Genomic DNA, 19378 nt, shown 5'->3' with positions numbered 1-19378 from the left:
AGTTGTTGTCAGCGTTCGAGGTGGAAGGAAAAGCGCGGGCGACCGGTGATGGGATGGTCGTCGAGGATCGCACCGACGGAAAAGCTCAAGCGGATGCGTTCGGGCGTCAGGATGTCTGCCGGCCTGCCGCAAGCAACCGCGCGGCCTGCGTCCATCACCAGCACGCGGTCGGCATGGGCGGAGGCCAGCGCCAGATCGTGCAGGGAGACGATGACGGTGCAGCCGAGATTGCCGAGCAGCTCCAGAACTTCAAGCTGGTGGCGGATGTCGAGATGGTTGGTCGGCTCGTCGAGGATCAGCAGATCGGGCCGCTGCACCAGCGCGCGGGCAATCATCACGCGCTGCTTCTCGCCGCCGGACAGCGAGTTGAAGTCGCGCGCGGCGAGCGCGGTCAGGCCGAGCAATGCAAGCGCTGCCTCGACCTGGTCGTAGTCCTGATCGCCGGTGCGAATGCCGGTTGCGTGCGGGGTCAGCCCCAGCTCGACGATCTCGGCCACGGTCAGCCCGAAGTCGGAGGCGCTTTCCTGCAGCACGGTGGCGATGCGGCGGGCGCAGTCACGCGGCTTCATCGTCCAGATGTCGGTGCCGTCGAGCCGGACCGTTCCCGAGACCGGTCTGTGGTAGCGGTAGAGGCAGCGCAGCAGGCTCGATTTGCCGGCGCCATTGGGGCCGACGATGGCGAGCATTTCGCCAGGCGCGACGGCAAGGCTCACTGGTTCGAGAATAGGCCGGGAACCGCGAGGCCCCCAACTGACGCCGTCGAGTTCGAGCAGTGTCGGGGTGGTGCCTACGAGGCGGCTAGCGGTGTGGACGCGATCGAGCATGCCCTGTCTCCGCAGTCAGGCGGAGGTGGCAGAACGATCCGGTGAGCGCGCCGGTACGGAAAAAGGCAGTCGCAACCATCATCATCTCCGCGGCACACCCCGGCCGGTTGAGTTAATCGGATGATGGCAGGTCTCCTGGCTTGCGGGTGATCACTCCTCGGAGCCTTCCCGGCCGTTTGGCCAGTGGCATTTTCCGATTTGCTATCCGCTCACAGTTGCGGGGGCAGCCACGGTTTCGCGTCAGGGACGTCTCACCGTGTTCCCATTTAATCCGCTGCCCGAGTCAGGCAGCAGGAACCATCAATGAGGTGGCTACAGCAGCTGCGAAGTGCTGACAATCGCTAAAGCGTCATGCCGCCTGCTGAATTGCGTCACGCCGGTCGAGCGCGAAGGAAAACAGCGCGACGCCGAAGGCGGACAGTGCGATCGCCGCGCCGACGAGAGGCAGGTCGGCATAGCTGACGCCCATCGAGATCGCGGCACCGCCGGCCCAGGCGCCGGCGGCATTGCCGGCGTTGAAGGCGCCCTGGTTGAGCGTCGCTGCAAGGTTCGGCGCTTCCGAGGCGGTTTCGACGACCCGCATCTGCATCGGCGGCACGATGACGAAGGTCATCACGCCCCAGAGGAAGATAAGCAGGATCGCGGCGGGCGCCGAATAGCCGAGTTGGGCCAAGGCGACGTGGATCGCGGCCATCACCACCAGCGCGCCGATGGCAGTCGGCATCAGCTTCCAGTCGGCCAGCTTGCCGCCGATGATGTTGCCGATGGTCATGCCGCCGCCGAAGAGGAGCAGGATCCAGGTGACCGATGCAACCGACACGCCGGTGACGTCGGTCAGGATCGGCTTGATGTAGGTGAAGACGGCAAACAGGCTGCCCGAGGCGAGCGCCGAGATGATCATGGCGAGCCACACCTGCAGCTTGCCGAGCACCTTGACCTCGCTGGCCACGCCACCCTTGCCGGGAGGGGCGACGCCCGCCGGCACCAGGAAGGCGATGGCCGCGACCGAGATCAGGCCGATGGCGACGACGGCGAAGAAGGTCATGCGCCAGCCGAAGGCCTCGCCCAGTGCCGTGCCGCCGGGCACGCCGAGGATGTTGGCGAGCGTCAGGCCGGCAAACATCAGGGCAATGGCGCTGGCGCGCTTGTTGGCCGGCACCAGGCTTGCCGCCACCACCGAGCCGATGCCGAAGAAGGCGCCGTGGCCGAAGGCGGTGATGACGCGGGCGATCATCAGCGTCCAGTAGGTCGGGGCGATGGCGCAGAGCAGGTTGCCGAGTACGAACATCATCGCAAGCCCGATCAACACCGGCTTGCGCGGCAGTTTTGCCGTGCCCACGGCAATGATGGGGGCGCCGATGACCACGCCGAGGGCGTAGCCGGTGACGAGCAGGCCGGCGGCCGGGATCGACACGCCGAGGTCGGCCGCGACCTCGGGCAACAGGCCCATGATCACGAATTCGGTGGTGCCGATGCAAAAGGATGCAACGGCCAGGGCGAGGATCGGCAAGGGCATGTCGGACTCGGGGGAGGCTGAAACGATTTAGGTCTACAGTTTCCTCAAGTCGCTCGCGGCACAAGCGATGTTGGTGCATTGCAGCAATGCGTGCTGTGCATGGCAGCCATTCGCTGGCAGCAAGCCGGCTTACATCAGGACTGCTGTGTCAGGTCGCGGCGGAGGAACTCGTAGAGCCGCTCGACCGCGGAATTGCCGGTCTGCGGGTTGCGCAGGATGCCAATCTCCATCTCGGGCAGCGGCGGCAGGCCCTCGGCTTCGCCGATGACGCGCAGTCTGGGCGGCACGCTGCGCTGGGCGAGGCCGGCGACGGCCAATCCCGCCTGAACCACGGCGATGAGCCCGAGCAGGCTGGCGCTGGAGTAGGTGCAGCGGAACGATCGGTCGGCCGCACCCAGCACCTGCAGCACGCTCTTACGCGCGACGCAGCCCGGCTCGAACAGGGCGACGGGCAGGGGATCGATCTCCCAGGCGACATGGTTGGGCGAGGCGACCCAGACAAGCCGCTCGCGCTGCAGCACCTCGATCGCCTGCTCGGGGCCGCGGGTAATGATGGCGAGGTCGAGCCGTCCGTCGGCGAAGGTCTTCACCAGCGAGGTCGACTGCTCGCAGATCAGTTCCACGTTGACCAGCGGGTGGGCGGCAGCAAAGCGCGACAGGACCGGCGGCAGCAGGAAGGCGGCGTAGTCGTCGGGCACGCCGAGCCGCACGCTGCCGGCCTCCTCGGGACGGGTGACGCTGGCCCAGGCTTCGTCGGACAACTTCAGCAGCCGGCGGGCATAGACCAGAAGCTCCTCGCCGATGGCGTTGGGCAGGACCGCACGCGGGCCGCGGACCAGAAGCTGCTTGCCGACAGTCTGTTCCAGCCGCTGCATCTGCATGCTGATCGCCGATTGGCTGCGCCCGACCCGTGAGGCGGCATGGGAAAAGCTGCCGCTGTCGGCAACGGCGACAAACGTTCTGAGCAGATCGAGGTCGAGCGGCAAAGCCATGGCGGTATCAGTATTTCGAATAGGGTTTGCCAAATCTATTCGTTTGAATGAAATCGTCAATGCGGGCTTGCTTGATCATCGCCAAGGAAGACCAGCATGATCAACGCTTCCCGCTTTCCCGCCCTCAACCTCGCCGTCGCCATGGCGATTGCCGGCACCGTCGGCGCCTTCGTCACGGAGGCCGGCGTCGACCCGGTCACGACAGTGTTCTGGCGCTGCCTGTTCGGCTCGCTGTTCCTCGGCACCTGGTGCCTCGTGCGCGGTTACCTGCCTGATCGCTCGCTGTCCTGGGGCCGCCTCGGACGCGCTGCGCTTTGCGGCGTTTGCATGGTGTTGAGCTGGACGGCGTTCTTCGCGGGCTTCGCCAAGACCTCGATCGCCGTGATGACCATCGTCTACCACATCCAGCCGTTCTTCGTGGTGCTGATCGGGGTGCTGTTTCTCAAGGAGCGCATCACCGCCGACCAGGTCGCCTGGATGGCGGCTGCCTTCTTCGGCGTCGTGCTGGCCAGCGGCCTCGTCGTCTCGGACAATCCGGTCACGACGACCTGGATGATCGGCATCGCCATAGCGCTCGGCGGCGCCTTCCTCTACGCGGTGGTGACGATCCTGGCCAAGGGCCTGGGCGAGCAGCGGCCGGAGGTCACGGTGTTGTGCCAGACGGCGGTCGGCGTGGTCATGCTCGCGCCCTTCGCCAATTTCGCCAGTGACATCGCGCCCGCCTCATGGGGCTGGCTGGCCGGCATCGGGGTGCTGCACACCGGCATTGCCTATGTGATGATGTTTTCGTCTTATCCCAGGCTGACGACGCCGGTCATCGGCGTGCTCACCTTCATCTATCCGGTCGTCGCCATCATCATCGACTGGGCGATCTACGCTCATCCTATCGGCTTGGCGCAAGGCGTTGGCATGGCGCTCATTGCGGTTGCGACGCTCGGCGTCAAGCTTGGCTGGCGCCTGCCGATCAGGCGTGCCTCCACAGCCTTCGTCGGCCAGAAATGAAGAAGGGGCGCCTGGGCGCCCCTTCCCGGTATCGATGCCGTCAGAACTCAGTTCGTCTTGGGCAGCTTGTAGGCGACCACATAGTCGCCGCGATCGGGCGACTGGCGGGCGCCGCCGGCCGAGATGACGACATATTGCGCACCGGTCTCAGGCGACACGTAGGTCATCGGCGTGGCCTGGGCGCCGACTGGCAGGCGGCCCTTCCACAATTCCTCGCCGGTCTCCACGTCGATCGCGCGCAGGTAGTAGTCCTGAGTGCCGGCGTAGAAGACGAGGCCGCCCGAGGTGGCAACGGGGCCACCGAGCGTCGGCATGCCGATCGGGATCTGCATCCCGGTCTTCATGCCGAGGGGGCCGGTGTCCTCGAGGGTACCGGCCGGAACCTGCCAGACGAGCGTACGCGACTCGAGGTCGACCGCGCTGATCGTGCCGTAGGGCGGCTGGTGGCAGGGAACGCCGAGCGGCGACATGAAGCCGTTCTTCAACGCGCCGTAGGGCGTGCCCTTCTGCTGCGACAGGCCGTCATGCGCTGCCGAGCCGCCATAGTTGTCGGCCTCCTCGCGGGCGATGAGCTGCACGAACTGCGGCATGCGGATGTCGTTGACGATCAAGAGGCCACGGGCTTCGTCGATCGCCGCACTGCCCCAGTTCATGCCGCCATAGTAGCCCGGGTAGATCAGGCTGCGGTCGGTCCTCGGCGGCGTGAACTCGCCGTCATAGCGCAGCTTCTTGAACTCGATGCGGCAATAAAGCTGGTCGTAGGGCGTCGCGCCCCACATGCGCGCCTCGGTGAACGGCTCGGTGCCGATCGAAGGCATGCCGACCGAATAGGGTTGGGTCGGCGCGGTCCAGTCGCCTTCCATCGCGCCCTGCGGCACGGCACGTTCCTCGACTTCGGCTATCGGCTTGCCGTCGCGGCGGTCGAGCATGAAGATCTGGCCGCGCTTGGTCAGCTGGATCAGGGCAGGGGTCTTGCCACCCTTGCCGTCGGGCACGTCATAGAGTGCCGGCTGGGCGGGAACGTCATAGTCCCAGATGTCGTGGTGCACGGTCTGGAACTTCCAGCGCTCCTTGCCGGTGTCCATGTCGAGGGCGACGACCGCGGCCGAATATTCCTCGGCCGCCTTGCTGCGGTGGGCGCCCCAGAAGTCCGGGGTGGCGTTGCCGGTCGGCAGGTAGACGAGGCCGAGGGCTTCGTCATAGGCCGGCGTCGACCAGACGTTCGGCGTGCCGCGCGTGTAGCTCTCGCCTTCCGGCGGCAGCTTGGTGATGGCGGGGTTGCCGAGGTCCCAGGCCCAGACCAGTTCGCCGGTGCGGGCCGAGAAAGCACGGACGGCGCCCGAAGGCTCGCCGGTCTCGACATTGTCCCAGACCCAGCCGCCGACCATGATCAGGTCGCGCATGACGGTGGGCGCCGAGGTCTGGAAATAGAAGCCGTCCTTGATCTCGCCCATGCCCTGCTTGAGATCGACGATGCCGCCATTGCCGAAGTCCTGGCACAGTTTGCCGGTCTTGGCGTCGAGCTGGACCAGGCGGGCGTCGATGGTGGTCATGACGATGCGGGCGGCACAGGCGTTCGATGCCGGGGCGGCGGGGGCCACGGGCGCGATAACGCTGGCCGGGGTCAGCGGATCGGTGGGCGCCGGGGCTTCGGCCTGGACCGGAGCTAGTGCCGGTTCGTAGTAGCTGACGCCACGGCAGCGCTGCCACAGCGGCGACTTGGCCTTGGGATCGTATTTCCACTTCACTTCGCCCGTGTCCGGGTTCAGCGCGTGGACGATGTTGTTGGGCGAGCAGGTGTAGAGCGTGTCGCCGACGAAGAGCGGTGTGCTCTGGTCCTGCGCCGAACCTTGCGGGGTGTCGCCATGGCGGAATGTCCAGGCGACTTCGAGCTGGTTAACGTTGTCGCGGTTGATCTGGTCGACCGGGGCATAGCGCGTACCGGCCGGCGTGCGGCCGTAATAGCGCCAGTCACCGGCGCTTGCAGCGGCCGGGGGAACGGCAGGCGCGGGGTCCTTGGCAAATTCGTTGCGCGTCACCCCGTGCGGCGTGAAGGCATAGAAGGCCGTTGCGGCCAGCGCCGTGACAAGCAGGCCGGCGAGCGCGAAGGGAGCGCGCTTGCCCTTGCTTGACGGAAACAGCGGAGCCAGGAGCAGCGCCGGGATGGCGATGACGGCGGGCGCCACGAGGCGTGGTACGAGCGGCCAGAATTCGAGCCCGGATTCCCAGATCGCCCAGGCGACGGTCGCCAGGAACACGATGGCGTAGAGCCACAGTCCCTGCTTGCGGCGCAGCGCATAGAGAATGCCGGAGGCGATGACGCCGAGGCCGGCGAGTGCGTAATACCAGGAGCCGCCCAGGCCGATCAGCTGGACGCCGCCATAAACGAGCGGCGCGCCGATGATGACCATGAGCAGGCCGAAGAGAACCAGGAGCCAGCCGCCGCTGCCTCCGCTTGTCCGTTGTTCTGCCATTTGTAGTTACCTGTGAAGATTGAACATATCGCCACCGCCCTTGTGGGCGACGACGGCTGCGATCGTCATGCCGGTGCTGTGCGGGCGCTTCCTCGCCCTGCGTCCGCATGGAACCGGTGCCGCCCGTGACTGCCTGCGCATCGTCGAGGCGAAAACCGGTTTTGGTCTTCGCCAGGCACGATGCGTCGTGCGAGAATCTGATCGCATCCTAATAGATAGTATGTTATCTTTCGGCAATGTCCAATGGGGCCACCGATCGCGCCAGTTTCGGCAAGTATTTGGTATCGGTTGCCCGGTTGTGGCGGCACGCCGCCGACCGCGCGCTCGACGATTGCGGGCTGTCGCAGGCCACCGCCATGCCGCTGGTGACGCTGTCACGGCTAGGCGACAACATCCGCCAAGGCGTGATTGCCGACCATCTCGGCTTCGAGGGCCCGTCGCTGGTGCGTATCGTCGATATCTTGGCGGCTGACGGTCTGGTCGTCCGGGTCGGCGACCCCGGTGATCGGCGCGCCAAGATCCTGTCCCTGACCGATGCGGGCCGTGCCCGCGTCGTCGAGATCGAGCGCATTCTCGAGCGTCTGCGTACCGATCTGCTCGCCGACGAAGACGACGTGGGTCTCAGGACCGCCGTCAGCTTGCTGAAGCGGCTCGAGGGGCGGCTGCTGAGCGCTGACCCGGACGCTGGCTGAGGGTGCTGGCCACTGTGATATCGCGTTCTGCGCCATGGCGAAGCCGGGCCGCGCTGCTAGGCTGTAAACCTCCCGAACCCGCGAGGAAGATTCCATGACAAGCCAGATCGACAAGGCAAATGCCTTCCACGCCCTGCATGTGAAGGGCAATCCCGTGGTGCTCTACAATGCCTGGGACCCCGGCACTGCGGCCATTGTCGCCAAGGCCGGCGCCAAGGCGATTGCCACCGGCAGCTGGCCGGTGGCCGCTGCCTTCGGTTTTGCCGACGGCGAGAAGATTCCGCTCGACGTCGCCCTCGACAATATCAGGCGCATCGTCGCTGCCGTCGACCTGCCAGTGACGATGGACCTCGAGGGCGGCTACGGCGTCGTGCCGGAGCAGGTGGCCAAGACGGTTTCGCGCGCCATCGAGGCCGGTGCCATCGGCTTCAATTTCGAGGACCAGGTCGTCGGCGGCGAGGGGCTGCACGACACAGCGTTGCAGGCCGAGCGCGTGGCTGCGGCAGCCGGTGCGATCAAGGCTTCGGGCGTGCCGGCCTTCCTCAACGCCCGCACCGACGTCTTCCTCAAGAACAAGCCGGACACCCACGGCGAAAAGCACGTCGACGAGGCCGTCGAGCGTGCCCGCGCCTACGCCAAGGCCGGCGCGCACGGTTTCTTTGCACCGGGTCTCGGTGACGAGAAGCTGATCGGCCGGCTCTGCCGCGAGGCCGAGTTGCCGGTCAACATCATCGCGCTCGCGCATGTACCGCCGAAGGCCAAGCTCGCCGAGCTCGGCGTCGCCCGCATCAGCTACGGTCCGGTGCCGTATCGCCAGATGGCCGAATGGCTTGAGGCAAAGGCGAGGGCGGCTTTCGAATAGCCAACAGGCCAGGGCCCATCCCGACCTTGGGATGGGTCGATCCTATGCCAGTGGCTTCAGTTCGATGGCGATCGTCGGCAGCAGCTCCGAAACCGTCGGGTGGATGTGGACCGCGCGCTGCAGTGTCTCGATTGGTGCCTTGGCGTACATCAGGTCGAGCACGGCGTGGATCGCCTCGTCGCCGCCGGTGCCCAGCACCGATGCGCCGAGGATGTCCCTGCTGTCGGCGTCGACGAGGATCTTCATGAAGCCCTGTGTCTCACCCTTTTCGACGGCGCGGCCGACCCGCGTCATAGGTCGCTGGCCGACTAGCACCTTGCGGCCCGACTTGCGCGCCGCAGTCTCGGTCATGCCGGCCCGGCCGAGCGGCGGGTCGATGTAGAGCGCGTAGGCCTCGATGCGGTCTGTGACCTTGCGCTCGTCCTTGTCGAGCAGATTGGCGGCGACGATCTCGAAGTCGTTGTAGGAGGTGTGGGTGAAGGCGCCCTTGCCGTTGCAGTCGCCCAAAGCCCAGATGTGCGGGACATTGGTCCGGAGCTGGTCGTCGACTTCGACATAACCGCGCTTGTCGGTGACGACACCCGCTCTGTCGAGGCCCAGGTCGTCGGTGTTGGGTTTTCGCCCAATGGCAAGCAGTACATGCGAGCCCGTCACCGCTCGGTCGCCGCTGGTGCAGTCGACACCGACCTGCACGCCGTCGGGATGCCGCGCGAAGCTGATGCACTCGGCATTGAGCCTAAGCTTGATGCCCTCTTTTTCGAGGATGCTCTTGACCGCCTCGGAGACGTCTTCGTCCTCGCGCGAGATCAGACGGGGCCCCTTTTCGACCACCGTCACCTTTGCGCCGAAACGGCGGAACATCTGGGCGAATTCGAGCCCGATATAGCTGCCGCCGACCACAACCAGATGCTCCGGCAGGAAGTCGACTTCCATCATCGACGTGTTGGTCAAATAGGTGATGTCGCCGATCCCCGGCATATCGGGGATGTTGGCGCGGCCGCCGACATTGATGAAGATGCTTTCGCCGTGCAGCAGTTCGTCGCCGACGCGCACCTCGTGCGATCCTTCGAAGCTGGCGTGGCCGCGAAACAGCGTGCAGCCCTTCATGCCGCCGATCCAGTCTTCCAGGCTGGTCCGGGAATCGACCGTCACCTTGTCCTTGCGGGCCTTCACGACCTTCATGTCGACCGAGACATCGCCGGTCGAAACGCCGTAGTCGGCGCCGGTGCGGGCGAGATGGGCGGCATAGGCGCTGGCCACCATGGTCTTGGTCGGCTTGCAGCCGGTATTGACGCAGGTGCCGCCGACCAGCTTGCGTTCGATCAGCGCCACTGTCTGGCCCGCTGCCGTCAGACGCCCGGCAAGCGGCGGGCCGCCCTGGCCGCAGCCGATGATGACGGCGTCGAATTTCCGGGCGGCCGTCATGCGACGGCGCTCACGATCAGAAGGGCGCCGAGGATCGCCACTGCGTCCTCGATCAGCGCGGCCGGCAGGTCCTTGCCGAAGGCAGCAGCGAGCCTGCCGCGCACTTCCGCGCCGCCGAGCGTGCCCAAGATCGCGCCGATGATGCCCGTCGCCAATCCGCCGACCATTATGCCGCCGGCGGTGCCGATCGCAGCACCGGCGAGGGCGCCCATGACGATGCGGGCGCTGAACTGCTGCGGCACCTTGCGGCTCGGGGTCGACGGCAACTGGTCGGTGACGAATTCGACAAGCGCCAGCACGGTGAAGATCGCCACCGTGATCCAGTGGCCCATGAAGCTGGCCCAGGTGCCGGCTAAGGGCAGCCAGCCGAGCCAGGCGCCCCAGGCGATTGCCGCTGGTGCGGTCATGGCCCTGAGGCCGGTAACAATTCCGATGAGAAGCGCGAGCAGGTAGATCATCCGATGTCCCCGTGGATGTGTCTGGTCCGAAAATGCTCTTGTCGTGCAGTTCGCCAGTTGCCGGCTCGCCGCCAGATCGTCAGGCTAGCACAGCCTGTCCGTTTGGCCAGAGATGGCAGCTTTTGCAGCCTCGTGTTTCTGTGATTTTGCTTCGTACCGAAGAGGAGATCGTGCCATGAGCGAACGCGAGAAGATGGCCGCCGGCGCGTGGTACAATTGTGTCGATGCCGAACTCGACGCGCTGCGCCTTGTCGCCGCCAACGCCATCTTCGAGCACAGTACGCTTGCGCCTTCATTGCGCGGGGACATCGCGCCCAAGCTGAAGGCGCTCCTGGGTATGGCGGGCGCGGGCGCGCGTATCGAAGCGCCGTTCCATTGCGCCTATGGCTTCAACATCCATCTCGGCAAGGGCGTGTTCCTCAACGCGGGCTGCACTATCCTCGACACTGCGCCCGTGCGCATCGGCGGCGGCACGATGTTCGGGCCCAATGTGCAGGTCTATTGCCCCGAGCACCACAAGGACCCGGTCCATCGCCGCGCCGGGCTGGAGATCGCCCGGCCGGTCGCAATCGGCAAAAATGTCTGGATCGGCGGCGGCGCCATCATCCTCGGCGGCATCGAGATCGGCGACAACGCGATCGTCGGCGCCGGCTCGGTGGTGACGAAGAACGTGCCGGCAGGTGCTACCGTTGTCGGCAATCCGGCGCGGCCAGTTCGCTGAAACTATTATTCCTGCGATTGACAGCGCCGGCCCTTGCCGCCATATCGGAGGTGTTAATGTTCTCAGGGCGGGGTGAAAGTCCCCACCGGCGGTAAGGGTTTTCGAACTCAAGCCCGCGAGCGCTTTCCGGCAACGGGAAGGTCAGCAGATCCGGTGTGATTCCGGAGCCGACGGTCATAGTCCGGATGGAAGAGAACGAACGGGAAAGCGGTGGCGCATGCTGCCGGGATTCCGTCTCGTGCGTCCTGATTCTGGTTCGAAACGGAAGGATGGACCCATGAATCAGCAATCCCCGAAAGACTTCGATACCCGCCGCGTTGCCGTGATCCGCGCACGCTGGCATGCCGACATCGTCGACGAATGCATCAATGCCTTCGTTGCCGACATCGAGAAGCTGGGCGGCGGCCGCATCGCCGTCGACGTCTTCGACGTGCCCGGCGCCTATGAAATCCCGCTGTTTGCCAAGACGCTCGCCGAAACGGGCCGCTATCAGGCGATCCTCGGCGCTGCCTTTGTCGTCAATGGCGGCATCTATCGCCATGAATTCGTCGCGCAGGCGGTGCTCGACGGCATGATGAACGTGCAACTCCAGACCGGCGTGCCGGTTCTGTCGGCTGTGCTGACCCCGCACAATTATCATGACAGCGCCGAGCATCACCGCTTCTTCTTTGACCACTTCAAGGTCAAGGGTGCCGAAGCGGCCCATGCCTGCGTCGAACTGCTCAAGGCACGCGAATTGGTCACTGCCTGACCATCTGACGCACCCGGCTCTCCCCCAGGGGAGGGCCGGGCGCGCATCAGGCAGGCTCCATTTGGTCAGGCGACGCGCCGCATCGATAATCTGGCTCTGGCCCTGTACGGCGATGCGGCGGGATTGCATGATCGCCGAACTTCAGACGGGAGTCCGCCATGTCGTCCATTCCGCTTCCGCTCACGGGCACCTGCCGCTGCGGCCGGGTCGAGATCGAGGTGTCGAAAGCACCGATCTGCACCGCCGCATGCCATTGCCCGGGCTGCCAGAAGATGTCGTCCTCGGCCTATTCGCTGACGGCGATGGTGCCGGCCGACGGCTTTGCGGTCACCAAAGGCGAGACCGTCATCGGCGGGCGGCATGGCCAGGACCTGCATCACCAGTTCTGCGATCACTGCAAGACATGGATGTTCACCCGAGTCGCGGGCGTCGACTGGTTCGTCAACGTGCGGCCGACCATGCTGGAGGAGACGGCGTGGTTCCGCCCGTTCATGGAAACCTTCACCAAAACCAGGCTGGCCTTCGCCGAAACCGGTGCTGCCAGGAGCTTTGCGGAGTTCCCCACGATGGAGGAACTCGAGCCGCTGATGCGGGAATACCGGGCCTGGGCGGAAGCGGGGAAGGCCTCGAGCTAAGGTACGTTCCGCGCCATCGGCGCGAAGCTGCTGAGGCCGAGCCATGCCTGCATGGCGCGGGCGATCCTGTCGTCGCCGTCGACCTCGAGGCGACCTGAATCGAGCTCCTGCCTGAGCGCGCTCAGCCCCATCCAAACCGACGTCATGCTGCGCAGCGATCCCTTGACCTCGAGATCGATGTCGAAGCCAGGATCCGAATTGCACAGGTCGACCGCGCCGCCATCGACCACCAGCCACCAATTCTGCTGGGATTTCGCCACTTCGGGGTACAGAAAGTGAATCGTGCAGCGCTGCGGCGGCAGCGGCTTGGGATTGAGGTTGCGCCGCATGTCCCACATCAGAAGAGAAGGGTCGAGATTCCTGAGGGTTAGCTGGCTTTCCACCCAGCGGTGGCCCCATTCGCCGAGGCCGAGGATGATCGGGCGCAGGTCTTCGCCGGCATCGGTCAGCCGGTATTCGACCGTCCCAGCCGATCCGCGCCCGGTCTGGACCACGCCTGCGCGTTCGAGTTCCTTCAGGCGCTTGGACAAAAGGGCCGGCGACATTCTCGGCACGCCGCGCCGCAAGTCGTTGAATCGGCTCGATCCCATCAGCATTTCGCGCACCACCAGCGCCGTCCAGCGCGTGCACAGCACCTCGGATGCCATCGAAACCGGGCAGAACTGGCCGTAGCCGCCGCGATCGCTCATCTCGCATCGCTCCCTGAGGAATTGGCGATCATAGCGCAAAAGCCGCCCCGGCGCACCGGTACAGTTCCTGAACTGGACCGGCGATGGCTTTGGCGCAATTCTCCACCCCGACCTGCCAGTCAACCAGGAGACGACTTGATGAGAAGTCTTGAAAACATCGCGACGGCAAGTGCAGGTGGGACCATTCCGGTTGCCACCGATGTCGTGGGCGCGGCCCATGAACTGGCTCCGATCCTTGCGGAACGTGCTCCCAAGTTCGACGAGAGCGATCGGTTCGTCGCTGAGAATTACGTGCTTTTGAAAGAAGCCGGACTGGTTCAAGCCGGCGTGCCGCTCGAACTGGGCGGCGGCGGCGCCGAGGTGTCCGAACTTTGCGACATGCTGCGCATCCTCGCCCATTCCTGCGGTTCGACCGCGCTTGCCTTTGCCATGCACACACATCAGGTGGCGATCCCCGCCTGGCGCTGGCGTCACCAGAAGGTGGCGGCGGTCGAGCCCCTGCTCAAGCGTATCGCGGCCGAGAAGATCATCCTCCTTTCCAGCGGCGGGTCCGACTGGATCGGCGGCTCGGGCAAGGCCGAGAAGGTCGATGGCGGCTATCGCATCACCGCGCGCAAGGCATTCACCTCGGGGGCCGTCGCTGGCGACATCCTGATGACCGGCGCGATCCTCTGCGAAGAGGACGGCACCGAAAAGGTCATCCATTTCGGCGCGCCGATGCGGGCGCCCGAGGTCAGCGTCATGGACAACTGGCGCACGCTCGGCATGCGCGGCACCGGCTCGAACGACGTCGTCATCGACGGACTGTTCATCCCCGATGCGGCGGTCAGCTTCTCGCGCACGCCGCGGCAATGGCATCCGGTGTTCCAGATCATCGCCACCGTTGCCTTCCCGCTGATCTACGCGGTCTATCTCGGCGTCGCCGAAAGTGCGCGCGACATCGCCGTCGAGATCGCGCGGAAGAAGCCGGGAGGCGAGGGCGTGCTCAATCTTGCCGGCCGCATGGACACGGCCCTGCGCGCCGCCCAGATGGCCCACCGCTCGATGATCGAGACGGTCGAACGCAATGCACCCTCGGCCGAAAGCGTCAACGACGTGATGATCGGACGCGCGCTGGTCGCGCGCCACGGCCTCGAAGTCGTCGACCTTGCCATGGAACTCGCGGGCGGGGCGTCCTTCTACCGCGAGCGCGGGCTCGAACGCCGCTTCCGCGACATGCAGGGCGCGCGCTTCCACCCGCTCCAGGCCGGCCCGCAGGCGCAGTATGCCGGGGCGATGGCGCTGGGATTGCCGGTGAACGGGATATTCTGATCCGCGCAAACGAAATCGGCCGCCGCGATGTCGCGGCGGCCGAGCTTTTAGGGAAGTCCGTTTTATCTCAGAACAGGCCTTCGATCTGACCTGCCTCGTTGAGGAAGATCTTTTCCGACGACGGCGCCTTGGGCAGGCCGGGCATGGTCATGATCTCACCGCAGATGGCAACGATGAAGCCGGCACCGGCCGACAGCCTGACCTCGCGCACCGACACGACATGGCCGGTGGGCGCGCCGCGCAGGTTGGGATCGGTCGAGAACGAGTACTGGGTCTTGGCCATGCACACCGGCAGGTGGCCGTAGCCGGCGGCTTCCCAGGCATGGAGCTGGTCACGCACCGACTTGTCGGCGATCGCCTCCGAGCCGCGGTAGATGCGCTTGACGATGGTGTCGATCTTGTCGAACAGCTTCATGTCGTCGGGATAGAGCGGGGCGAACTGCGAGGCGCCGCTCTCGGCGAGGCTGACCACCTTGTGGGCGAGCTCCTCGATGCCGGCCGAACCATGGGCCCAGTGCTTGCAGACGATGGCTTCTTCGCCCATCGCCGCGACATACTCCTTCATCGCCGCGATCTCGGCGTCGGTGTCGGAGTAGAAGTGGTTGATCGCCACCACCGCCGGCACGCCGAACTGCTTGACGTTTTCGATGTGGCGGCCAAGGTTGGCGCAGCCCTTCTTCACCGCCTCGACGTTTTCCTTGCCGAGGTCTTCCTTCTTGACGCCGCCGTTCATCTTCATGGCGCGGACGGTGGCGACGATGACCGCCGCGGCGGGCTTGAGGCCAGCCTTGCGGCACTTGATGTCGAAGAACTTCTCGGCGCCGAGATCGGCACCGAAGCCGGCTTCGGTGACGACATAGTCGGCGAGCTTCAGCGCGGTCGTGGTGGCGACCACCGAGTTGCAGCCGTGCGCGATGTTGGCGAACGGGCCGCCATGGACGAAGGCGGGGTTGTTTTCCAGCGTCTGCACCAGGTTCGGCTGGACCGCGTCCTTGAGCAGCACGGCCATGGCGCCGTCGGCCTTGAGGTCGCGGGCATAGACGGCGCTCTTGTCGCGGCGGTAGGCGACGATGATGTCGCCGAGGCGCTTTTCGAGATCCTTGAGGTCGGTCGCCAGGCACAGGATCGCCATGACTTCCGAGGCAACCGTGATGTCGAAGCCGGCTTCACGCGGGAAACCGTTGGCGACGCCGCCGAGCGAGCAGTTGATCTCGCGCAGGGCGCGGTCGTTCATGTCCATGACGCGGCGCCAGACGACGCGGCGGGTGTCGATGTTGAGCTCGTTGCCCCAGTAGATGTGGTTGTCGATCAGGGCCGACAAAAGGTTGTGGGCGGTGGTGATGGCGTGGAAGTCGCCGGTGAAGTGGAGGTTCATGTCCTCCATCGGCACGACCTGGGCATAACCGCCGCCCGCTGCACCGCCCTTGACGCCGAAGTTGGGTCCGAGCGAGGCTTCGCGGATGCAGACCACGGCCTTCTTGCCGATGCGGTTGAGGCCGTCGCCGAGACCGACGGTGGTGGTGGTCTTGCCTTCGCCGGCCGGCGTCGGGTTGATCGCGGTGACCAGGATCAGCTTGCCGTCCTTGTTCTTGCGCGCATTGGCGATGAACTCGGCCGAGATCTTGGCCTTGTCGTGGCCGTAAGGCAGCAGATGCTCGGTCGGAATGCCGATCTTGGCGCCGATCTCCTGGATCTGTTTCTTGTTTGCCGCGCGGGCAATTTGGATGTCGGTCTTGTGCTCGGCCATGACGGCTCCTCCGGAATTCAGACTTTGCGTGAGCGGGCAGCAGCACCCATGCTCGTGGGCGCATAGAAACGCGACACTACTCCGTGCTGCCGTCTCAAAACAGCCGCCCAATGCACGGATTGCGACAGGGCTTTGCGCAACGCAAGATCATATTTTAGTCTTGCGGGCGGACAACGCGGGCAGGGCGGTGGGGACATGCGATTGCCGAACGTCAGTGCCGCCGAGCTAGATATACGCAAGCTCGAAAATTACTGCCTCAATGCCGACCATCCGCTCGGACGCCACAAGGCGCGCGTGTTTCACTCGGCGCTGGGACTGACGAATGCAGACGCGCAATGGCTTCGCCGGGAAATTCTGGTCAATATAACGACGGCCGATGCGGCGGAGCTGGCAAAGGACCGATTTGGGACGCGTTATCGCGCCGATTTCGTCCTCAAGCGACACGAACGCCAAGCCGTGGTAAGAACCGTATGGATCGTGGCCGAAAGCGATGTGCCCCGCTTCGTAACCTGCTGGGTGGTCTGATGCGACAGAACGAGCGTTTGCAAATCAAATCCGTCCCGAAGCTCTTTGATATTGTAGAGCTTCTGGAGGGGCTTCCCGCCGTGGGTCTTCCAGCGGGCACCCAGGGCACGGTTGTCGAAGAACTGCCGGACGCATTCCTTCTCGTCGAATTCTGCGACGCGGCCGGCCACACCTTGGCGATCGAACCGCTTGCGTCTGAAAAGCTCGCGGTCAGCCGAAGCACCAACGGCTCGTAACGCGGCGGCGCGGCCTATTCGCTACTCACTTACCTGCTCAGCACGTTGCTGATCTCGACGAGGTTCGAGCGCACGCGCAGGATGTAGAAGCCCATCGTGATCAGGTGCGAGGGCATGAACCAGCCATCCTCGGCGCCGTTGGAAATGATGAATGGCTGGATGTTGAGCGCCGAACGTGTCTGCTGCTCCATCGTGTCCCACAGATTGTCGAGGTTGCGGCTGCGCAGCACGTCCTCGAAATCGGCATGGGTCGCCTTCAGCAGGCCGTAGTAGCCGTAGAGCTGGCCATAGGCGAACCAGAAGCGGTCGTCGGCGCGCGGATCGAACCAGCCATTGTTGAAGTTCTCGGCCCGGTCCTTGAGGATCGCCGAGGTGGCGCCGATGTCGTTGGAAATGCGGTCGATGAACTGGATCAGGTTGTCGGCGCGGGCGTCGAACACCGCTTCGCATTTCTCGAGGCGGCCGTTGAAATTGTTCAGGCTCTTGATCGCCGAACGGTAGTAGCTTGGGGTCGGCGTCTTCGGACCGAACGGGGTCAGGCCGAAATACCAGGTGTACTCGTCGAACTGCATGTTGCCGCGGGCGTCCTGCAGGTCGGAATCGACTTGGCTGGTACCGCGCACGCGGCCGAGATTGTCGGCCAGCTCCGTCGTCGTGCGCCGGATCGCCTGGTTGATGCCGCGCTGGAACGAGGCCTTGTTGTCGAGGAACGGCGTCTTGTCCCAGGACAGGCCGAACAGGCCTGTCTTGTAGAGGATCATCGACGAGATCCAGGCATTCTCGTTGACGTTGAAATTGGTCAGTTCAGCCGAGATGTCGGCGATGGCCGAACGGCCGCAGGTGCGCGCAGTGTCGGTGCCGCCGCCGGCGACGACCTGCTCGCCGGCCGAAACGTTGCGGTTCTCGAAGTTGTGTGCCGCTACATAGTCGGGGTTGAAATTGGTCCAGACCTGCGTGTTCCAGACGAAGTAACCGTAGAGCGCCACCAGGCCGAGGATGGCCGCGCCGAGCGCGCTCTTGAGGATCCAGCCGCGCTGGACGTACCAGCGACCGAGCCAGATGAACGGCAAGAGCAGGATGCCGATGACGAAGCCGAGGCCGCGGCCGATCAACTGGAATATCCGGGTGAAGAAACTCACGATCGGATCAAGCATATGGAACCCCCTCAGTCGGTCAGGCCGTAAAGCTGTGCGCGGAACGCTGCCTTGTCTTTCAGATATGAGCTTTTCAACGTGTCCACAACATTGGATCGCCAGGTCTCGCTGAGCTCTTCATAGTCCTTGTAGAAGCCTTGCTTGTTGAAGACATAGCGCGACACGAAGTCGGACGGCACGAATTCCGAGATCAGCCGGTTGGTCAGCCAGGCGTCGGGATGATCGGGCTTGGCGCGCACCACAAGGAAGCGATGCAGCGGAAACACGTCTTCGAGCCTGAGCTGTCCGAGCTGGGAGATCTCGCGCTTGGCGCCGTTGAGGAAGGGGAAGGTGCCGTCGCTGTTGATCGCGTCGGCATGGCTGTGGATCCAGGTCTGCAGCCAGACCTTGTCGACCTTGCCCAGGTCGCGCTTCGGCTCGGCGGCGCGGATCAGCGCCCTGACTGCCATCTCGGCGCGGTGCTCGAGATAGCCGGAGCTTTCGATCCACGAAGCGCGCGGCAGGTCGAGCCGCCCGGTGGAGGCCAGGAACTTGAACACCTTGTCGGCCTCGCGGATCGACAGGTAACTCACCTGCCACGGCCGCGAGCGGCGGAAGCCAGGCGCCGATGGATCGGAGATCACCGTCGTCACGTCGCGGTCGACAAAGACGTAGAGCCCGCCGAAATGGCTGGTCCAGAAGGCGTTGTGGCGGAAGATCACCTGGTCCGGCACCAGCGCGTTCTCGCGGATGTCGCCGCAGACCTTGGCGAGCTCGACCATGCGCGTGAGCATTTCGTCGTCGCGCCAGGCCTCGGGCTCCTGCTTTAGCTTGTCGACCAGCTTGCCGAGCTCGGCGGCCTTGCCGAGCACGTCCTCGGCCGACAGCACGCGGAACTCGACCTGGTTGATCGACAACAGGTCCTCGATGTCCTCGACCTTGGACACCGAATCCTCGATCTCGCCGTAGATCACGTCCTTGATCGTCAGCGCGTCGATGGCGCGCTGGTTCTTGGTCATGAACTCGAAGACCAGCTGCGAGGTGTTGGAAAACGCCGTGTGCACGACCGGCAGGTCGATCTGCGACGGCGTCAGGATGATGAAGCGGCGGTTGACCTCGTTGGGGTCGAGATACTGGTAGTCGCCCAGCTCCTCGGCGATCTCGGGCGAAAAGCCGGTGCGGTCGATCTCGAAGCTCTTGAGCTTGGTCGGTTTCAGCCCGAAGGCGGTCAGCGCCTTGTTGTAGCGGTCGATCAGATGCGGTTCGTCGACCGGCAACAGCCGGCCGTAAATGAGTTCGTTGTCGCGCAGGAGGTCCATTAGGATTGCTCCTCACCCTTACCCTCTCCCCGTGAAGGACGGGGAGAGGGGGGCGTGAACGTTGAC

Annotated in this window: 19 protein-coding genes and 2 riboswitches; of the genes, 9 read left to right on the top strand and 10 right to left on the bottom strand. The window is 64.9% G+C overall.

The annotated features are described in order from the left end of the window. Positions 1–8 precede the first annotated feature (8 nt). From WHT83_RS22085 to WHT83_RS22075, 3 genes are all read right to left on the bottom strand, one after another. Positions 9–824, bottom strand: a complete 816-nt coding sequence (locus WHT83_RS22085; RefSeq protein WP_406872398.1) for an ABC transporter ATP-binding protein — start codon at positions 822–824, stop codon at positions 9–11. 107 nt (positions 825–931) lie between these two features. Continuing rightward, positions 932–1141: riboswitch (cobalamin riboswitch) on the bottom strand. 32 nt (positions 1142–1173) lie between these two features. Next, the gene (locus WHT83_RS22080) at positions 1174–2340 is read right to left on the bottom strand and encodes an MFS transporter (protein ID WP_108607249.1); all 1167 of its coding nucleotides are present in this window, start codon (positions 2338–2340) and stop codon (positions 1174–1176) included. Between the two features lie 134 nt (positions 2341–2474). After that, on the bottom strand, positions 2475–3332 hold the full coding sequence (locus WHT83_RS22075) for a LysR substrate-binding domain-containing protein (RefSeq protein ID WP_108607250.1): 858 nt from the start codon (positions 3330–3332) through the stop codon (positions 2475–2477). Between the two features lie 96 nt (positions 3333–3428). Between WHT83_RS22075 and WHT83_RS22070 the strand changes: the two genes are divergently transcribed. Next, positions 3429–4334: a DMT family transporter gene (locus WHT83_RS22070; RefSeq protein WP_406872397.1), complete on the top strand. Its 906-nt coding sequence runs from the start codon at positions 3429–3431 to the stop codon at positions 4332–4334. A gap of 47 nt (positions 4335–4381) precedes the next feature. Here WHT83_RS22070 and WHT83_RS22065 read toward each other — a convergent pair whose 3' ends face one another. Further along, complete coding sequence (locus tag WHT83_RS22065) at positions 4382–6808, bottom strand: membrane-bound PQQ-dependent dehydrogenase, glucose/quinate/shikimate family (protein ID WP_406872396.1); 2427 nt, start codon at positions 6806–6808, stop codon at positions 4382–4384. 236 nt (positions 6809–7044) lie between these two features. Between WHT83_RS22065 and WHT83_RS22060 the strand changes: the two genes are divergently transcribed. Together WHT83_RS22060 and WHT83_RS22055 are read left to right on the top strand one after the other, a co-directional pair. Beyond that, positions 7045–7500, top strand: a complete 456-nt coding sequence (locus WHT83_RS22060) for a MarR family winged helix-turn-helix transcriptional regulator (RefSeq protein ID WP_406872395.1) — start codon at positions 7045–7047, stop codon at positions 7498–7500. A 94-nt stretch (positions 7501–7594) separates the two neighbouring features. Continuing rightward, positions 7595–8362 (top strand): isocitrate lyase/phosphoenolpyruvate mutase family protein, encoded by a 768-nt coding sequence (locus WHT83_RS22055; RefSeq protein ID WP_183264317.1) that lies wholly within the window; start codon positions 7595–7597, stop codon positions 8360–8362. Positions 8363–8404: 42 nt separating this feature from the next. On the opposite strand, the gene WHT83_RS22050 is transcribed toward WHT83_RS22055, so the two are convergent. Both WHT83_RS22050 and WHT83_RS22045 read right to left on the bottom strand, forming a co-directional pair. Beyond that, the gene (locus WHT83_RS22050; RefSeq protein WP_406872394.1) at positions 8405–9787 is read right to left on the bottom strand and encodes an FAD-containing oxidoreductase; all 1383 of its coding nucleotides are present in this window, start codon (positions 9785–9787) and stop codon (positions 8405–8407) included. Continuing rightward, entirely contained in the window at positions 9784–10245 is a 462-nt protein-coding gene (locus tag WHT83_RS22045) for a DUF4126 domain-containing protein (RefSeq protein WP_406872393.1), read from the bottom strand. Before WHT83_RS22045 ends, WHT83_RS22050 begins: the two co-directional genes overlap by 4 nt. Positions 10246–10420: 175 nt before the next feature. Between WHT83_RS22045 and WHT83_RS22040 the strand changes: the two genes are divergently transcribed. From WHT83_RS22040 to WHT83_RS22030, 3 genes are all read left to right on the top strand, one after another. Continuing rightward, a complete protein-coding gene (locus WHT83_RS22040) occupies positions 10421–10966 on the top strand; it encodes a sugar O-acetyltransferase (RefSeq protein WP_406872392.1) in 546 nt (181 codons plus the stop codon). A gap of 54 nt (positions 10967–11020) precedes the next feature. Then, positions 11021–11167: riboswitch (FMN riboswitch) on the top strand. 76 nt (positions 11168–11243) lie between these two features. Further along, complete coding sequence (locus WHT83_RS22035) at positions 11244–11717, top strand: 6,7-dimethyl-8-ribityllumazine synthase (protein WP_406872391.1); 474 nt, start codon at positions 11244–11246, stop codon at positions 11715–11717. A 158-nt stretch (positions 11718–11875) separates the two neighbouring features. After that, entirely contained in the window at positions 11876–12352 is a 477-nt protein-coding gene (locus WHT83_RS22030; RefSeq protein ID WP_318763958.1) for a GFA family protein, read from the top strand. On the opposite strand, the gene WHT83_RS22025 is transcribed toward WHT83_RS22030, so the two are convergent. Beyond that, a complete protein-coding gene (locus WHT83_RS22025; protein WP_108607259.1) occupies positions 12349–13041 on the bottom strand; it encodes a helix-turn-helix domain-containing protein in 693 nt (230 codons plus the stop codon). The two genes, WHT83_RS22030 and WHT83_RS22025, sit on opposite strands and share 4 nt — an antisense overlap. 138 nt (positions 13042–13179) lie before the next feature. On the opposite strand from WHT83_RS22025, the gene WHT83_RS22020 reads away from it, so the two are divergent. After that, positions 13180–14352, top strand: coding sequence for an acyl-CoA dehydrogenase family protein (locus tag WHT83_RS22020; protein WP_406872390.1), 1173 nt, complete (start codon positions 13180–13182; stop codon positions 14350–14352). A gap of 67 nt (positions 14353–14419) precedes the next feature. Here the strand turns inward: WHT83_RS22020 and WHT83_RS22015 are convergent, their stop codons facing one another. Further along, on the bottom strand, positions 14420–16099 hold the full coding sequence (locus WHT83_RS22015; protein ID WP_108607261.1) for a formate--tetrahydrofolate ligase: 1680 nt from the start codon (positions 16097–16099) through the stop codon (positions 14420–14422). Positions 16100–16300: 201 nt separating this feature from the next. On the opposite strand from WHT83_RS22015, the gene WHT83_RS22010 reads away from it, so the two are divergent. Both WHT83_RS22010 and WHT83_RS22005 read left to right on the top strand, forming a co-directional pair. After that, complete coding sequence (locus WHT83_RS22010; RefSeq protein WP_406872389.1) at positions 16301–16624, top strand: DUF6883 domain-containing protein; 324 nt, start codon at positions 16301–16303, stop codon at positions 16622–16624. Next, positions 16624–16860 (top strand): DUF4926 domain-containing protein, encoded by a 237-nt coding sequence (locus WHT83_RS22005; protein ID WP_406872388.1) that lies wholly within the window; start codon positions 16624–16626, stop codon positions 16858–16860. The genes WHT83_RS22010 and WHT83_RS22005 overlap by 1 nt, the downstream gene beginning before the upstream one ends. A 29-nt stretch (positions 16861–16889) precedes the next feature. On the opposite strand, the gene WHT83_RS22000 is transcribed toward WHT83_RS22005, so the two are convergent. Both WHT83_RS22000 and WHT83_RS21995 read right to left on the bottom strand, forming a co-directional pair. After that, positions 16890–18014 (bottom strand): DUF2333 family protein, encoded by a 1125-nt coding sequence (locus WHT83_RS22000; RefSeq protein WP_406872387.1) that lies wholly within the window; start codon positions 18012–18014, stop codon positions 16890–16892. Positions 18015–18025: 11 nt separating this feature from the next. Beyond that, positions 18026–19312, bottom strand: a complete 1287-nt coding sequence (locus tag WHT83_RS21995; RefSeq protein ID WP_406872386.1) for a DUF6638 family protein — start codon at positions 19310–19312, stop codon at positions 18026–18028. Positions 19313–19378: the final 66 nt, after the last annotated feature.

It is taken from the genome of Aminobacter sp. P9b (assembly GCF_045345995.1).
Classification (GTDB): domain Bacteria; phylum Pseudomonadota; class Alphaproteobacteria; order Rhizobiales; family Rhizobiaceae; genus Aminobacter; species Aminobacter niigataensis.
This window is presented reverse-complemented; position numbering and strand designations above follow the sequence as displayed.

Coding starts and splice junctions, on each gene's coding strand:
- WHT83_RS22085 (WP_406872398.1), bottom strand. CDS start 824: ATGCTCGATCGCGTCCACACCGCTAGCCGCCTCGTAGGCACCACCCCG.
- WHT83_RS22080 (WP_108607249.1), bottom strand. CDS start 2,340: ATGCCCTTGCCGATCCTCGCCCTGGCCGTTGCATCCTTTTGCATCGGC.
- WHT83_RS22075 (WP_108607250.1), bottom strand. CDS start 3,332: ATGGCTTTGCCGCTCGACCTCGATCTGCTCAGAACGTTTGTCGCCGTT.
- WHT83_RS22070 (WP_406872397.1), top strand. CDS start 3,429: ATGATCAACGCTTCCCGCTTTCCCGCCCTCAACCTCGCCGTCGCCATG.
- WHT83_RS22065 (WP_406872396.1), bottom strand. CDS start 6,808: ATGGCAGAACAACGGACAAGCGGAGGCAGCGGCGGCTGGCTCCTGGTT.
- WHT83_RS22060 (WP_406872395.1), top strand. CDS start 7,045: ATGTCCAATGGGGCCACCGATCGCGCCAGTTTCGGCAAGTATTTGGTA.
- WHT83_RS22055 (WP_183264317.1), top strand. CDS start 7,595: ATGACAAGCCAGATCGACAAGGCAAATGCCTTCCACGCCCTGCATGTG.
- WHT83_RS22050 (WP_406872394.1), bottom strand. CDS start 9,787: ATGACGGCCGCCCGGAAATTCGACGCCGTCATCATCGGCTGCGGCCAG.
- WHT83_RS22045 (WP_406872393.1), bottom strand. CDS start 10,245: ATGATCTACCTGCTCGCGCTTCTCATCGGAATTGTTACCGGCCTCAGG.
- WHT83_RS22040 (WP_406872392.1), top strand. CDS start 10,421: ATGAGCGAACGCGAGAAGATGGCCGCCGGCGCGTGGTACAATTGTGTC.
- WHT83_RS22035 (WP_406872391.1), top strand. CDS start 11,244: ATGAATCAGCAATCCCCGAAAGACTTCGATACCCGCCGCGTTGCCGTG.
- WHT83_RS22030 (WP_318763958.1), top strand. CDS start 11,876: ATGTCGTCCATTCCGCTTCCGCTCACGGGCACCTGCCGCTGCGGCCGG.
- WHT83_RS22025 (WP_108607259.1), bottom strand. CDS start 13,041: ATGAGCGATCGCGGCGGCTACGGCCAGTTCTGCCCGGTTTCGATGGCA.
- WHT83_RS22020 (WP_406872390.1), top strand. CDS start 13,180: ATGAGAAGTCTTGAAAACATCGCGACGGCAAGTGCAGGTGGGACCATT.
- WHT83_RS22015 (WP_108607261.1), bottom strand. CDS start 16,099: ATGGCCGAGCACAAGACCGACATCCAAATTGCCCGCGCGGCAAACAAG.
- WHT83_RS22005 (WP_406872388.1), top strand. CDS start 16,624: ATGCGACAGAACGAGCGTTTGCAAATCAAATCCGTCCCGAAGCTCTTT.
- WHT83_RS22000 (WP_406872387.1), bottom strand. CDS start 18,014: ATGCTTGATCCGATCGTGAGTTTCTTCACCCGGATATTCCAGTTGATC.
- WHT83_RS21995 (WP_406872386.1), bottom strand. CDS start 19,312: ATGGACCTCCTGCGCGACAACGAACTCATTTACGGCCGGCTGTTGCCG.